This is a genomic window from Acinetobacter sp. NyZ410, assembly GCF_022828975.1.
In the GTDB taxonomy this organism is placed as follows: domain Bacteria; phylum Pseudomonadota; class Gammaproteobacteria; order Pseudomonadales; family Moraxellaceae; genus Acinetobacter; species Acinetobacter guillouiae.
In genome coordinates this window covers 3,090,005-3,105,285 of the sequence record NZ_CP094620.1, presented here as the reverse complement: position 1 = coordinate 3,105,285, position 15,281 = coordinate 3,090,005, and the positions used below count along the sequence as shown (strand labels likewise).

Sequence of the window (15,281 nt, the reverse complement as noted above, 5' to 3'; positions counted from 1 at the left end):
AATATATTGAGTTTGAATGTTTTATTTTCATTATGGTTTATACACTTGTATCCGAAACGATTTTTGAGGAAGATATTAAAAAGAGTCGATTTCAAGCCATTGCAGCGTCTGTTGAAAATGAACAGCAAGTTAAAATGTTTCTGGAAAAACATTTAGATCTAACAACAACACATCAATGCTGGGCATGGAAAATAGGTCATAATGTTCGTTTTAATGACGATGGTGAACCTTCAGGTACAGCAGGTCGCCCGATCCTTGCGACCATTGAGGGCAATGATTTAACCAATGCAATTGTATTGGTCAATCGTTGGTATGGTGGCATCAAGTTGGGTACAGGTGGTTTAGTTCGTGCCTATGGTGGCTGTGCAGGGCAATGTTTGCTTTTGGCTGAAAAAATAGAACTGATTGAAAAGAAGAAAATTTATTTTCAATGCCAATTTAGCGAATGGTCAATTTTTCAGTATGAATTAAATACTCAAGGTATTGAATATACAGAACAATATACTGCTGATGGGGTTGAAGTTGAGGCATTATTACAAATACATCAAATTGATCCAATTAAGTTAAAAATTCAAGATGTAACGCGCGGGCGTGAGCAACTTAAATTGTTGGAAGACGTTGATGATTGAACAAGACCCATTATTGAAATATCGTGAACAACATAAGCATCGCTTAAATTATATGCCGTGGCTGTATTATTCACTTAAACCGAAAAATCGAGTTTGGGCTGAGCAGTGGCAGCAGCAGTATCAAGCGTATTTGATGGCAATGGAAACTGTTGAAATAGGTCAAAATTGTTTTATTTCACCATTAGCTCATATTTTTGCTGAGCCTGGTCGGAAAATTGTCATTGGGGATAATACTTTTATTGCGGCGGATTGTACCTTGCATGGACCGTTAGAGATTGGTAATGAAGTCGCGATCAATCATCATTGTATTTTAGATGGGGGCAAAGTCGGTATTAAATTGCATGATCAAGTCCGAATAGCTGCCTATTGTCATCTTTATGCTTTTGATCATGGGATGGATTTGAGTACTCCTGTTTATCAACAAGCTGTGACTTCCAAAGGCATTGAAATTGGTCAGGACGTCTGGTTGGGCGCGCATGTTGGTGTGAAAGATGGTGTAAAAATTGCTTCACATGCGGTGATTGGAATGAATAGTATGGTCACTAAAAATGTAGCTGAACGAGAAATTGTGGCAGGGAACCCAGCGCGTTTTATTCGTTATCGTGAATGAACGCACAGTTTGTACAAATACATAATTAAATTATGGAATTAATTACATAAAGTTGTCCAAACTTATAAAAACTTATGCTAATTTAAAATAATATAGACCCAAAGCTGTAAAGCTAAAGCGAGGTTAAAATGAACAGAGTAGTGGCTTGTATTGACTCTTCTCCGTGCATCAATGCATTGGCAGAAGCAGCCGCATGGATTGCTCAAAAAACTGGTCGTGAACTGGTTTTATTGCAAGTATTGGATTATTACCCTGCAAGTTATCATTTAGGGGAAATTAGTGGGGTAATTGGCTTTGAAAGTAATGCGATGTTACTTAAAGAGCTGGCTGAACTTGAACAAAAGCAAAGTGAGTTAGCACTGGATTACAGTAACAATTTACTCAAGCATATTTCTGAAATGATTCAAGAAAAATACAATATCACACCAATTCAAATTCAAGCCAAAGGTGATTTTCTCGAACAAAGCTTCAATGAATTGACTGAAGATGATATCGCTGTCATCGGTCGAGTGGGTGAGCGTTCAGCTGAGAAGAATAAAATATTGGGCAGTAATGTTGAAAACTTTATTCGTGGAACCAAAAGTACCGTATTAACTGTTGGGCAAACATTTAAACCACCTACACGGTTTATTTTTGCTTATGAGCTTTCAGAAACATGTCAAAAAATGCTAAAACGTGTTGAAAAAAGTGATTTGCTTAAACTTTTACAATGCCATTTACTCTATGTCGGTGATCATCCTGAAATTCTCAATGAGCCTGCGCAAAGTTTAAAAGATGCAGGTTTAGATGTGGTGGTAGAGTACCGTTATGGAGATGTTGCTGAAAATATTTTGGATTATCAAGATCAGCATCAAATTCAATTGATTGTTCTAGGTGCATTTAGTCATAGTAAAATTCATCAATTCTTTTTGGGTAGTGTAACGACCACTATTTTTAGAAACGCTGCAGTTCCATTGTTGGTTGCAAAATAAGTTTGATTTGAAGATAAAAGACAACGCGATTGAGCAATCGACATTGAGTCAAATGACCGATCAAACAGAAGAGATGAAATGCCACAAATAATATGATTTGTGGCATTTTTTTTGATTAAAAAATTTGATAAAAATATTGCATTTTGAAATGCAAGCACTTTTTCATGAACCATGAATTTAACTGGTTGAAAATTAATCGACGATTAAAAGTATTTTATTTTCATGGGTTTATTAAAGCATTATTGAGTTATCCACAATTCTACAAACAAGTTCAGGGGATAACTCTAAGAGAATGATTGAAGCTACGATGGACTTGTTAAAATTTTAGCTATAAAAAAACTGCTATCTAAATAGCAGTTTTAAAAATTAAATCAGCATGCTTTATTTTACTATCGCAATAGCAAAACCATCATGTCCTTTGCTACCTACAGTTTGCAAAGCTGTACATGACAGAATTTTAGGATGGTTTTGCATGGCTTTATACATGTCACGGATCCCTTCAATACTTGGTTTGATGTTGTCTGGGTCAAGAATGTCACCAGCACGAATAACGTTGTCCAAAACAATCACTGTACCTGAATGCGACAGGTTTAAGCTTAATTCTAAATATTCAGGATAGCTTTGTTTATCAGCATCGACAAAAATAAAGTCAAAAGGTTCTGTAGCTTCAGGCAACGCTTTTAAAATATCAGCTGCACGACCACACTTTAATTCAACAGTTTGTTTGAGCTTGGCCTGATCTATATTTTCTTGACCTAAAGCAGCATGCGTATCACGACCTTCAATCGTTAAAATATAGCCATCTTCAGGTAGCGCACGGGCTAACCACATGGTGCTATACGCTGCAAAAGTACCTAATTCTAAAACACGTTTGCACTTGTTCATTTGAATCAACATTTGCAATAACATGCCTTGATTTGCGGCAACAGCAAGGTGGTCTGGAAATCCTTTATCCTCAGTGTTTTTTAATGTTTGTATGAGGATTGGATCTTCAGGAATTAAATGTGATTCGATATAGGCATCGATGTCTGACCACATTTGTTGCATGTTATACCACCTAATTGGAGTCACTTCATTTATGTAATGTGCATTTTAATCTTTTAATCGAAGAGTGCAATTTTAATAGAAACTTTTGAGTTAAATTTAATCAACTGGAAAAAATATAAATATATAGAGCGATACATTCAGGTTTTATTGTTTTAAAGAAGCCTGATCAACTTCTATAAAACATGGTGATGAAACTGATTTATGCGGCGAATAATGGGCTAAATCCAATTTTCCTTAATAAACGGCGATACATACTTGAACTGCGATCAGCAGGGAAGTGCGCCTCAATGGATAAATCTAAAGGTAGATATTCTGGTTTTTGTGTCTCAACGATCAAACGATCTTCTTCAAAGATTTTAAGGTTGTATTCGTAAGCATCTTCTATTGGTAAATCTTGATCATAGTTACGACAAATGGGGGCAAATAATCGAGTACTACGTGCTGTCATGGGCGAGGCAGCATTCATAATGACCTGTTTCGCTTGATTGGGGAAATGAATGGTTAATGTTGCGGTAAAAGGCAAATGAATTTCAAAATGGCGTAACCATTGAAAATCCGCTTGTCCTAATTGATCTAGACCAATTGGGTAACGACCTACACTACTGATATAATCAGCACTAAAACCATAGTCTGTTTCTTGCGTGGTGTAATCAGGCACTTCAGTATTCTCTGGATCACCAAAAGTTTCTGGATGTACCCATGCAAAATGAGCAACATCGATAAAGCCTTCCAATTGTCGACCAGCAAAGCATTTTAAATCGACTTGAGGACAAACCAGTTGTTGGTACGTGGTCTCATCCCAATGCGGCATGTTTGGAATATTGGCTATATCCTGTTTTTTTGCAAAAAGTGAACACCAGATTAATCCATAACGTTCAACAGCAGCATAGGTTTTTAGGTGGAAACGGTCCGAAATTTTATGATTCGGGTGTGCAGGTATACGATTACATTTTCCATTTTCACCAAAGCGTAAACCATGATAACGGCAAACGATACCTTGACCATCATTTGTTCCGATGCTTAAAGGAACACCGCGATGTGGGCAGGCATCTTTGGCAACAATGATTTCAGTATCTATTTTATAAATGACCAATGGCATATCCAGCAACATGGTTCCGAGTGGTTGCTCAGTAATATCTCTTGCTAATGCAATTGGATACCAATATTGGGCTAAGAGCTGCCAGTCATGTTCGGAGAAACTCATATGAACGGGGAGGTCTGGGTTAAAGTTGTTCAGTGTTTTGCTATTCATATTCAAATCTTTTAGGGAATGCTCATTTGAATATAAAACAATGCTGTGTTCTTTGAAATTTCAATTATTGTGTGGAATGATTAAGAAAAATAGAACACTTGATTGCATAGTAGGCATGCGCAGCGGCGATCATTTATATCTGCTTAGCTGTAATAATCTTTTAACATTTTTCCAAAATTTAATAAAAATGAGCTGACTACAATAAGTACAATTGAGAAACTGCTGCAAAAGAAAATAATTTTTTGATAATTTAACCTGCAACTATTCATTAAAGGCAAATAGTAGACCTGATACATTGAACGTAAGGTTTGCATGGTTAATATAAATAAACTGATGAAGCTAAAACTAATGACAATATTTTGGATCAGATTGTATTGGCTAATTTGTGCCAATAAAAAGTAAATAATCCAACAACTCATATAGATAATAAACGTGATCATGCTGGCTGAGGCTACCATTTTTAGAAAAGTTTCATGCCATTCTTTACGATTTAATCTGATCATTTAAATTGCTCTTTTTTATTTATTTTAAGGGTTTTTAGATAAGGAAATAAGGCTATCACGACATAGAGTGTCGCTTGAAATGGGTAAACCTTAATACAGCTTTTGTGACATACACATGAAATATTACAATTTGAATTGTAATATCCTCAAATTTAAAAAATAGAACACAGTTGTTTACATATTGAATTTAAAAGATTTTTAATAAAATCAAATGTGAATTATCAAATATCATAAAAGCGTCATAAAGCTGTAACTTATTTGTCATATTTTAAAATCAAAATGCAGTTATCCGAAAAGTACGACACAACAAGAAGTGGTGTACTTCAAAATAGCAGTTTATTTAAGAGAGAAAAGAATGCGCATTAATCACATCGCACTTGCATTAGCAGTTTCAGGGGCAGCAGTAGCAGCAAACGCTCGTGATACCATCCAAATCGCTGGTTCTTCTACTGTACTTCCTTATGCGAGTATTGTTGCTGAAGAATTTGGTAATACTTTCCCTCAATTTAAAGCACCTGTAGTTGGCTCAGGCGGTAGTTCTGCTGGTCTTAAACAGTTCTGTTCAGGTGTAGGCGATAACACAATTGATATCGCAAATGCTTCACGTAAAATTAAAGATACTGAAATTGCAGCATGTAAAAAAGCTGGCGTAAATAAAATCCAAGAAATAAAAATCGGTTATGACGGTATCGTTTTTGCTTCAAATGCAAGCAAAGCAGCTTATAAATTACGTCCACAACATGTATTTGCAGCCCTAGCAGCTGAATTACCATCAAATGGTAAATTGGTACCAAACCCATATACACGTTGGAACCAAATTGATAAATCGCTTCCAAATGAGCCAATTACTTTAGTTGTTCCAGCTTCTAACCACGGTACACGTGAAGTGTTCCAAGAGAAAATGGTTGAAGCGGGTTGCGAAACTTACGATTACTTCAAAAAGTTAGACAAAGATGCACAGAAAAAAGCATGTTCTAACTTCCGTAAAGACGGTAAAGTAATTGAAATTGCTGGTGATTATACTGAAACTCTAGCACGTTTAAAAACATCTCCAAGTGCGGTAGGTGTATTTGGCTTAGGTTTCTATGACCAAAACAAAGATAAATTACGTGTTGCGACAGTGAACAACGTTGTTCCTTCTGAGCAAACTGTACTAAATGGTACTTACCCTGTATCTCGTCCTTTATACTTCTATGTGAAAGGTGAGCATTTACAGTCAATCAAAGGCTTAAAAGAATATACTGAATACTTCCTTAACAAGAAAGTATCTGGTAAAGGTTCTAAGCTAGACAAAGCTGGTTTGATTTCATTGTCTGACGCTGAACGTGCAAAAGTATTGGCTGGTTTTAAAGCTGGTAAATAATAAAACCGCAATAATGGAGCTGATGGTGGGTGACTACCATCGGCTTTCCTTGCTAAGTAGAGTTTTTTCAAATCATTAAAATTGAAAAAACGGTGGAGAATACATGAATCTGCTACTCATTGGCGTGTTATTGGCTTTAATCGCTATCGCATATCAAATCGGGCTACGAAAAAGCCGAAGCCTAGCAGGTAAGGGAAATAACACTGCAATTTTACATTCACGTCCTGGCTATTATGGCTCTTTGGTGGCGTTGTGGTGTGGAATCCCAGCTTTTTTAATTTTGATTGTTTGGAACTTGGTAGAACCAAGTGTTTTACAACATCTAATTTTAAAAAATGTTCCAGCAAATATTGCTTCATCGCTAGATACAGCTGGGGTAGATGTACTGGTAGATCGTATTAAAGCAATTGCCTCTGGCTTTGGTGTGACAGATACGCCAGCAGCTTATGAGGTTGCAGCTGCAGAACAACTCTCAAAATTTGAAAGAATTGGCTCGTTTGCAAAGTTTGCTGTGGTAACTTGTGCTGCGATCCTTGGATTGATTTGGGCAAGAAAAAGAATTAGTCAACAATTTCGTGCACGTAACGAAGTTGAAAAAACCATTAATGTTGTTTTGATCCTGTGTTCAGGTGTTGCGATTCTCACGACTGTGGGTATTGTGATGTCGATGTTCAGTGAGGCGATGCACTTTTTCCAGTTTGTAAGTCCAATCGACTTCTTCTTTGGTACAGAGTGGAATCCTGGCTTTAGTACTTCAGGTAATGCTGAAGGAAGTTATGGTTTATTACCATTACTGTGGGGAACACTCATGGTCAGTGGTATTGCACTACTGGTTGCTGTTCCACTGGGTTTAATGATTGCAATTTATCTTGCTGAATATGCTTCACCTCGATTCCGTTCATGGGCAAAGCCGACAATTGAAGTTTTAGCGGGTATTCCAACCATTGTTTATGGTGTTTTTGCCATGATGGTGATTGGCCCAATCTTCAAATCAATTGGTGATTCTATTGGTGTTGAAGTCAATGCGACCAGTGCATTAACAGCAGGTTTTGCAATGGGTATTATGATTATCCCATTCGTATCTTCTTTGTCAGATGACATTATCACTCAAGTGCCACGTGCCTTACGTGATGGTTCTTTAGGTTTAGGTGCGACCAAATCTGAAACCATTCGTCAAGTGGTTCTTCCAGCTGCCTTACCAGGTATTACGGGTGCATTCTTACTTGCAGTATCTCGTGCAGTCGGTGAAACCATGATTGTGGTACTTGCTGCTGGTAATAGTCCATTGTTACATATCAATCCACTTGAAGCTGTTTCAACAGTTACTGTAACGATTGTAAAACAATTAACAGGCGACACAGACTTTGCAAGTCCGCAGGCATTGGTTGCGTTTGCACTGGGTTTAACTTTATTTACCATTACATTGTGTTTAAACATTGTCGCACTTTATATTGTGCGTAAATATCGTGAGCAATACGAATGAGTACATCAAATACATCTCCTGTGGATCAAAATGTATTTGATCCTCAAGCTGCCGCTGAGTTGCGAGAAAAACGTAAAGCTAAAATCGCCAGCTCATTGTCAAAACGCCATCGTAAAGAAAAGACCTTCCGTTTTGCTGGTTTTTCAGCAGTGATTATTGGTTTGGCATTTGTTGCAATTTTATTTGGAAGTATCTTATACAAAGGGTTGCCAGCATTTTGGCAAGCAAGTATGACTGTACCTGTGTATTTTGATCCAAGTATGATTGATGCTGGACCAAAACCAACACAAAAAGTGGGCGAATCTCCTGCTGTATTTCAAGAGCGTTATGTCGACTGGCAAACAAAAATGGGTATGGTTGATTGGGATGCATTGATTGTAAATGCAATCATTGCAAAAGACCCTGCACTCGAAAGTCGTCGTGATGATCTTTCAAGTATTTACACCAGTTCAGAAGCATATCGTATCCGTGATATGGTCTTTAAAGACCCAGCATTGATTGGTAAAACGGTAGAACTTAATTTCCTTGCTGATGCCAATATTGATGTGTGGTTGGCTGGTCATATCGATCGTTCATTGCCTGATGAGCAGCAACAACTTAGTCCAGAAGTACGTAAACTTTCTGATGACTTGGCTGCGAAAGGGATTATTAACCGTACTTTTAATACGCAAATGTTCACCAACCCAGATTCACGCAGCTCACCAGCAACAGCAGGTTTGGCTGGTGCATTTATGGGTTCATTGTTCATGATGTTAATTGTGATCGCGATTTCTATTCCATTGGGTGTAGCAAGTGCGATTTATCTAGAAGAGTTTGCACCGAAAAACTTTATTACTGACATTATTGAAGTCAATATCAATAACCTTGCAGCAGTTCCATCAATTGTATTTGGTTTATTGGGTGCTGCCATCTTTATTGGTTGGATGCATTTACCTATATCCGCACCTTTGGTTGGTGGTTTGGTCTTAAGTTTAATGACTTTGCCTACAGTAATTATTACCACACGTGCTTCATTGAAAGCAGTACCACCATCAATTCGCCAAGCGGCGTTAGGTATTGGTGCTTCTCGTTTACAAACAGTATTCCACCATGTATTGCCTTTGGCTCTACCGGGGATTATGACAGGTGCGATTATTGGTATTGCTCATGCATTGGGTGAAACCGCACCATTACTATTAATTGGTATGAGCGCTTTCGTTGCAAATATTCCAGTATCTCCATTAGATCAATCTACGGCTTTACCTGTTCAAGTTTACTTATGGCAAGGTAATGAATTACGTAACTTCTTCGAAGGGCGTACGGCTGCAGCCATCATTGTGTTATTGGCACTTATGGTCGGTTTAAACAGCTTTGCAATTTGGTTACGTAAGAAATTTGAAGTTCGCTGGTAAAAGAGGGCAGAATAGAGATGAATACTGTAGAAACTAAAAATTCCTTAAGACAGGATACAACCGTGAATTCTGAACAATCTCAATTTACATCGACTGATAGTAAGCAAAAGCAAGCAAGCACTTCTTTTGTCTCCCAGTTTGAGTCTTCGACACCGAAGAAAGAAAAAAATACAACTGTGAAACTTAGTGCTGAAGATGTGCATGTTTACTATGGTGACGCAGAAGCGATTAAGGGTATTGATCTTCAAGTTTATGAAAATGAAGTGATTGCATTTATTGGACCATCAGGTTGTGGTAAATCAACATTTCTACGTACCTTGAACCGTATGAATGATACGATTGATACTTGCCGTGTAACAGGTAAAGTGCGCTTAGACAACCAAGACATTTATGATCCAAATCTAGATGTTGTGTTGCTTCGTGCTCAAGTTGGAATGGTATTTCAAAAACCAAACCCGTTCCCTAAATCAATTTTTGATAATGTTGCTTATGGGCCTAAACTGCATGGTTTGGCCAAAGATAAGTATGATTTAGAAGAGATTGTTGAAAATAGCTTGCGTAAAGCAGGTTTGTGGGATGAAGTTAAAGATCGTTTAAGTCAGCCAGGTACAGGTCTTTCAGGTGGTCAGCAACAACGTTTGTGTATTGCACGTACGATTGCGGTAAGCCCTGAAGTGATTTTAATGGATGAACCATGTTCTGCACTCGATCCAATTGCAACAGCAAAAGTTGAGGAGTTAATCTCTGAGCTTTCTACGCAATATACAATCGCAATTGTAACCCACTCCATGCAACAAGCAGCGCGTGTCTCTGATCGTACAGCATACTTCCATTTAGGTGACTTAATCGAAGTGAACTCTACAGAGAAAGTCTTTACTCAACCAGATCACCAATTGACTGAAGCTTATATTACCGGCCGTTTCGGTTAAATCGAGTACTGATTAAGTCAAGTTTAGATGTGAAATTAAAGGGCCGAAAGGCTCTTTTTTTTATAGATAAAGCATATAAGCGTCTAAAGCAATGAATCAAATTGATGAGAATGGTGGATCAAAAACTATTAAAAACTTAAGCTTTAAAATAATGAATGGATCGTCTAAACCTATTCATTGATGAGTACTGAAATAGGGGGTAATACGGTTTTCATTAAGTCTTTTGAATAAAGTCTTTTTGTTTAAGTCTGGTATTGTTTGAATAAAACCAATCTATTGAGAATGGGTAAATTAGACAAATGCTTTTTTAAGAAATACATCATTTTAAGCTTTATGTATTAAACCTATTTTTCAGTTAGTGCCTCATTTTATATGCGAATAGCAGTTGATTGTTAGTTGTAATTTTCTGATCTACTCATAGTTGCTTTATATAAAAAAGGAGCTCAAAAGCTCCTTCTTATTACAAATATTGCTTATCGGATGTTTTTAATCGATTGGATCTTCACGATGTTGTTCAACTGCTTTAGCATCATAGTGTGCTTTACTCGGATGAGCGAATGCAGCAGCCAGTTTGTCTTTGTCTAAAGCATTGTCCCAACGTGCCACAACAATCGTTGCACACGCATTACCAACTAAATTGGTCAGTGCGCGGCATTCAGACATAAAGCGGTCAATACCTAGAATTAAAGCCATACCTGCAACAGGAACTGCTGGAACAACAGATAATGTTGCAGCTAAGGTAATAAATCCAGCACCTGTAACACCAGCAGCACCTTTAGAGCTTAGCATTGCTACGAGCAATAATAAGATTTGGTCTTGAATACTCAAATCGATATTACATGCTTGTGCAATAAAGAGCGCTGCCATCGTCATATAGATGTTGGTACCATCGAGGTTAAATGAATAACCGGTAGGAATAACCAAGCCAACTACGGATTTTTCGCAGCCTGCTTTTTCCATTTTACGCATCAATGATGGAAGTGCGGCTTCAGATGAACTGGTCCCTAAAACTAACCATAATTCATCTTTGATATAGCGAATCAGATCTGTAATTCTAAATCCATTATAACGTGCTACAGCACCCAAAATAACCAGAATAAAGAGCAAGGCAGTGATATAGAATGTCATAATTAAAAGTAAAAGATTTCCAATACTTTCAATACCATACTTACCAATTGTAAATGCCATTGCACCAAAAGCACCAATCGGAGCAAATTTCATCAGCATTCCAACTAAATGGAATACGGGTGCTGTAAGGTTGTTTAAGAAGTCTACAATCGGTTGACCTTTTTCGCCTACCGCAGCCAAGGATAAACCAAATAATACTGCAACAAATAGAACTTGTAGAATGTCACCACTTGTTAATGGGCTAACGATGGTTGTCGGAAGAATATTCAGTAAGAAGTCGACAATCGAAGCGTCATGTGCTTTTTCAGCGTACTCAACAACTTTCTCTGATTTTAATGATGTAGGGTCAATATTTAAACCTTGTCCTGGTTTAATAATATTGGCAACAATCATCCCGACGATTAATGCGAGTGTAGAGAATGTCAGGAAATAAAGCATTGCTTTACCCGTTACTCGTCCTACAGTTCCCATATGTTTCATGCCTGATATTCCAGTGACAACCGTCAAGAAAATAACAGGCGCAATAATCATTTTGACCAGTTTAATAAATGCATCACCTAATGGTTTTAAACTTGCACCAATATCTGGCCAAAAGTGTCCAAGAAGGATACCAAGTACAATGGCAAAAATAACCTGAACATAGAGGATTTGATAAAACTTTTGTTTTTTAGGGGGTAGGTGTTCATCGTGTGAGGAGATATCCATACTCAATCCTTATCCTTGATGTTGATAAAATTAAACATTTTTTAAAGAAATGACACGCAAATGTTCATAAATTTGAAAAATGTAATTATTCTTTTTAACGTGTTGATTTTAAATAGTTTAATCAAAATAACAAATATGTTATTTAGATAAAAAAAGCTAGTAAATAACGTAATATAAATTTATAAAATGTGTGATATATGTTTATTTGTATTATCTGTTTGATATAAACATGTCTATGTTTTTTTATGTGAATTTGTCATAAGAAAAGCCAGCAAAAGTTCTACCAAGTGGCATTTGCGTTATTTTCAAGATAAAGTCGCTGAATATGCTGAAATCAGCAAAGCTTAACTTAGATGTAAAAACTATTAATAAAATCTTAATTTATTCAAAACGCTTATCTTTACTCGAATTTTCATGCGTTTTTAAATATAAAAAAAAGCTATATATTCTATAACTAAAATTTAGTTATTGTTGATTTTAAACGTATAGATAAACCTTTTGATCATGCATCAAGTCGAAGAGAATTGAGTTTTGTCGAATTTTTCAAAAAGTGTATTGAAATTTAACTGATCCGTCCGCATCTTATTAGAAAAGCATTTCCTTAGATATTCGAGATTATAAATTCTATGTTATTTCATTTACCCAAAGTACCCGCAGAAATTCGCATCAGTCATTTAAATGCTCGAATTAATGAGCAAAGAAAAAGAATTGCTCAGTCGACTGCATCGAAATTGGAATTGTTTCAACTGACTCAACAGTTTGTAAAAGAAGCACGTGTACGTAAAAAAAATAATCAAAAAATCTATGTCTTAGATTTTAAAGGAGATGTACAGGCTTCAGCTGTAGAAAACTTAAGAGAAGAAATTACATTAATTCTTGCGACAGCAAAAGCAGGGCGTGATCGTGTCATCGTACGTTTAGAAAGCCCAGGTGGTATGGTGCATGGTTATGGTCTTGCAGCTGCACAATTGGTTCGTTTACGTGATGCAGGCTTTAATCTGACGATTTGTGTGGATAAAGTGGCTGCGAGTGGCGGTTATATGATGGCGTGTATCGCAAGTGAAATCGTCTCTGCACCATTTGCTGTGGTTGGTTCGATTGGTGTTGTTGCGCAAGTCCCTAATTTTAATCGACTGTTAAAAGAACATCATGTTGATTTTGAGCTATATACCGCAGGTCAGTTTAAACGTACTGTGACGATGTTTGGTGAAAACACCCCAGAAGGTAAAGCAAAATTTGAAGAAGAGTTACAACAAACGCATCAATTATTTAAGCATTTTGTTGAAAAATATCGCCCGCAACTCAATGTCGAAAAAGTTGCAACAGGTGAACACTGGTATGGTGAAGATGCGCGCAATTTAAATTTAGTGGATAAATTGCAAACTTCAGATGAATACTTGTTGAGCTTATTGCCACAACATGACGTATATGTGATTCAAACACGTCGTAAGCCAACACTTGGCGAAAAGTTAGGTTTACAAGCTGCACAAATGGCAGATGCCTTAATTCCATCCGTTGTGAATAAATTGATGAGTGAGATCACCAAGCTAAATTCTTCTTTGCCGATGTTTAAAGACGATAAATTCTAAGTTTTGATTATTCATTGACAACCTAAGGAGTAATTGGCGAAAGCTGATTACTCTTTTTTTATGGAAAAGTCTTTTCTTTATTCGCAAAAATGCTCAGAAAAAATGACCTCATGTGGTCATGACAAGTCCGTCAAAAATGATTAGCATGCTAGGGATCATAAAATCAAAAACTCAGATTGAAAGGAATACAAGACATGTTGGCATATGATGCAGATTTAGAACTTTTTCGTGATAACTTTAAACGTTTTATGAGTGAACACGTTGCTCCATTTTATGAGCAATGGGAAAAAGAAGGTTTAATGCCACGTTCAGTATGGTCATTATTGGGTGAAAATGGCTATCTTTGTGTTGATGTACCTGAAGCGTATGGTGGTTACGGTGTTCCAACTGAATATTCATTGATGTTGGTTGAAGAGTCTGCACGTGCAGGCTATGGTGCATTGTCTACCGCGATTTCATGCCATTCAGAAATTGCAGCTCCTTATATTTTGCATATTGCCAACGAAGAACAAAAACAATACTGGTTACCGAAAATGGTGTCAGGTGAAGTTGTGGGCGCAATTGGGATGACGGAACCGGGTGCAGGTTCAGACCTACAAGGGATGCGCAGTAGTGCGATTTTAAATGGTGACCATTATGTTTTGAATGGTTCTAAAACGTTTATTTCAAATGGTCAGCATGCAGATTTAGTAGTATTGGCAGCAAAAACTGATCCTCAAGCACGTGCAAAAGGTGTGTCACTTTTATTGGTTGATACACATCTAGATGGTTTTAAAAAGGGCACCAACCTCGATAAAATTGGTTTGCATTCTCAAGATACCTCAGAACTGTTCTTTGATAATGTTAAAGTTCCAGCAAATCAATTGTTAGGTAGTGCAGGGCAAGGTTTTGCCTATTTGATGCAAGAGTTGCCTCGTGAACGTACTGCAATTGCAGCAACGGCACTTGGTGCAATTCGTGGTGCAATCGATATCACTACTCAGTATGTACAGGAACGTCAAGCGTTTGGTCAGAAAATTGGCAGCTTCCAAAATACTCGTTTTGTTTTGGCTCAAGCAAAAATTGATGAGTTGGCAACAGCAGCATTCTATAACCAAAATTTAGCTTTATATAAACAAAGTAAATTGGATGTTGAAACAGCAGCGGCTTTAAAAAGTTTTAGTACGGATATGCAGATGAAAATCATCGACAGCTTGCTACAACTGTTTGGTGGTTATGGCTATATGACGGAATATCCAATTTCTCGTTTCTTTGTAGATGCACGTATTCAGCGTATTTATGGTGGAACAAATGAAATCATGAAAGAAATCGTGGCACGTGGCATCATTGGTCGATAGTGTATATGTAACAATAATATAAATATAAGCTGTTCATGTTTTTTATGAAGCATGAACAGCTTTTTTATTTTGATGGGAATATATTGAGAAAAATCAAATAAATATATTTAAAAAACAAACATTAAAAAGTAAAGATAGAGCAAACAACAATTGATCAAATACGTAGGTGTAGGTCTTGTTTGCTTGATTGGATTTGTACAATAATAAGTCAGTGGTAATGTGCTCATGTCTTATCTAAAAAATAGAATTGGCGAATGAAATAGATATAACAACGATAAGCTGTTTAAACTTTTAAGTGAAATTAAAATGATGGATCATGAAGTTTCTTTTCAAATTGAATCAAC

At 36.9% G+C, this 15,281-nt stretch carries 12 protein-coding genes; 9 read left to right on the top strand and 3 right to left on the bottom strand.

Annotation, left to right across the window (positions count from 1 at the left end; all coding sequences use genetic code 11):
- The first annotated feature begins 32 nt into the window (after positions 1-32).
- The 3 genes from MTO68_RS14720 to MTO68_RS14710 all read left to right on the top strand — a co-directional run bounded on the left by MTO68_RS14720 (position 33) and on the right by MTO68_RS14710 (position 2,210).
- On the top strand, positions 33-629 hold the full coding sequence (locus tag MTO68_RS14720; protein ID WP_244013095.1) for a YigZ family protein: 597 nt from the start codon (positions 33-35) through the stop codon (positions 627-629).
- Positions 622-1,239 (top strand): acyltransferase, encoded by a 618-nt coding sequence (locus MTO68_RS14715; protein WP_244013093.1) that lies wholly within the window; start codon positions 622-624, stop codon positions 1,237-1,239. The genes MTO68_RS14720 and MTO68_RS14715 overlap by 8 nt, the downstream gene beginning before the upstream one ends.
- A gap of 128 nt (positions 1,240-1,367) precedes the next feature.
- Positions 1,368-2,210 (top strand): universal stress protein, encoded by an 843-nt coding sequence (locus MTO68_RS14710; protein WP_244013091.1) that lies wholly within the window; start codon positions 1,368-1,370, stop codon positions 2,208-2,210.
- 381 nt (positions 2,211-2,591) lie between these two features.
- Here MTO68_RS14710 and MTO68_RS14705 read toward each other — a convergent pair whose 3' ends face one another.
- Entirely contained in the window at positions 2,592-3,257 is a 666-nt protein-coding gene (locus tag MTO68_RS14705) for an O-methyltransferase (protein WP_244013090.1), read from the bottom strand.
- 199 nt (positions 3,258-3,456) lie between these two features.
- On the bottom strand, positions 3,457-4,509 hold the full coding sequence (locus tag MTO68_RS14700) for a Rieske 2Fe-2S domain-containing protein (RefSeq protein ID WP_244013088.1): 1,053 nt from the start codon (positions 4,507-4,509) through the stop codon (positions 3,457-3,459).
- Positions 4,510-5,367: 858 nt separating this feature from the next.
- On the opposite strand from MTO68_RS14700, the gene MTO68_RS14695 reads away from it, so the two are divergent.
- The 4 genes from MTO68_RS14695 (at position 5,368) to pstB (ending at position 10,178) form a co-directional block, all read left to right on the top strand.
- Entirely contained in the window at positions 5,368-6,375 is a 1,008-nt protein-coding gene (locus MTO68_RS14695) for a substrate-binding domain-containing protein (RefSeq protein WP_004822573.1), read from the top strand.
- Between the two features lie 103 nt (positions 6,376-6,478).
- The gene (pstC, locus tag MTO68_RS14690; RefSeq protein WP_004822570.1) at positions 6,479-7,858 is read left to right on the top strand and encodes a phosphate ABC transporter permease subunit PstC; all 1,380 of its coding nucleotides are present in this window, start codon (positions 6,479-6,481) and stop codon (positions 7,856-7,858) included.
- Complete coding sequence (gene pstA / locus MTO68_RS14685; protein ID WP_004822568.1) at positions 7,855-9,249, top strand: phosphate ABC transporter permease PstA; 1,395 nt, start codon at positions 7,855-7,857, stop codon at positions 9,247-9,249. Before pstC ends, pstA begins: the two co-directional genes overlap by 4 nt.
- Positions 9,250-9,266: 17 nt before the next feature.
- Positions 9,267-10,178: a phosphate ABC transporter ATP-binding protein PstB gene (gene pstB / locus MTO68_RS14680; RefSeq protein WP_004719228.1), complete on the top strand. Its 912-nt coding sequence runs from the start codon at positions 9,267-9,269 to the stop codon at positions 10,176-10,178.
- 486 nt (positions 10,179-10,664) lie between these two features.
- Here pstB and MTO68_RS14675 read toward each other — a convergent pair whose 3' ends face one another.
- On the bottom strand, positions 10,665-12,011 hold the full coding sequence (locus tag MTO68_RS14675; protein ID WP_004719230.1) for a dicarboxylate/amino acid:cation symporter: 1,347 nt from the start codon (positions 12,009-12,011) through the stop codon (positions 10,665-10,667).
- A gap of 626 nt (positions 12,012-12,637) precedes the next feature.
- Here MTO68_RS14675 and sohB point away from each other — a divergent pair.
- Together sohB and MTO68_RS14665 are read left to right on the top strand one after the other, a co-directional pair.
- Positions 12,638-13,600: a protease SohB gene (gene sohB, locus MTO68_RS14670; RefSeq protein ID WP_004822565.1), complete on the top strand. Its 963-nt coding sequence runs from the start codon at positions 12,638-12,640 to the stop codon at positions 13,598-13,600.
- Positions 13,601-13,794: 194 nt separating this feature from the next.
- Complete coding sequence (locus tag MTO68_RS14665; protein WP_004719235.1) at positions 13,795-14,937, top strand: acyl-CoA dehydrogenase family protein; 1,143 nt, start codon at positions 13,795-13,797, stop codon at positions 14,935-14,937.
- Positions 14,938-15,281 lie beyond the last annotated feature (344 nt).

Bases quoted from the DNA above. Each gene is read 5' to 3' on its own strand.
- MTO68_RS14720 (WP_244013095.1), top strand. From the start codon at position 33: ATGGTTTATACACTTGTATCCGAAACGATTTTTGAGGAAGATATTAAA.
- MTO68_RS14715 (WP_244013093.1), top strand. From the start codon at position 622: ATGATTGAACAAGACCCATTATTGAAATATCGTGAACAACATAAGCAT.
- MTO68_RS14710 (WP_244013091.1), top strand. From the start codon at position 1,368: ATGAACAGAGTAGTGGCTTGTATTGACTCTTCTCCGTGCATCAATGCA.
- MTO68_RS14705 (WP_244013090.1), bottom strand. From the start codon at position 3,257: ATGCAACAAATGTGGTCAGACATCGATGCCTATATCGAATCACATTTA.
- MTO68_RS14700 (WP_244013088.1), bottom strand. From the start codon at position 4,509: ATGAATAGCAAAACACTGAACAACTTTAACCCAGACCTCCCCGTTCAT.
- MTO68_RS14695 (WP_004822573.1), top strand. From the start codon at position 5,368: ATGCGCATTAATCACATCGCACTTGCATTAGCAGTTTCAGGGGCAGCA.
- pstC (WP_004822570.1), top strand. From the start codon at position 6,479: ATGAATCTGCTACTCATTGGCGTGTTATTGGCTTTAATCGCTATCGCA.
- pstA (WP_004822568.1), top strand. From the start codon at position 7,855: ATGAGTACATCAAATACATCTCCTGTGGATCAAAATGTATTTGATCCT.
- pstB (WP_004719228.1), top strand. From the start codon at position 9,267: ATGAATACTGTAGAAACTAAAAATTCCTTAAGACAGGATACAACCGTG.
- MTO68_RS14675 (WP_004719230.1), bottom strand. From the start codon at position 12,011: ATGGATATCTCCTCACACGATGAACACCTACCCCCTAAAAAACAAAAG.
- sohB (WP_004822565.1), top strand. From the start codon at position 12,638: ATGTTATTTCATTTACCCAAAGTACCCGCAGAAATTCGCATCAGTCAT.
- MTO68_RS14665 (WP_004719235.1), top strand. From the start codon at position 13,795: ATGTTGGCATATGATGCAGATTTAGAACTTTTTCGTGATAACTTTAAA.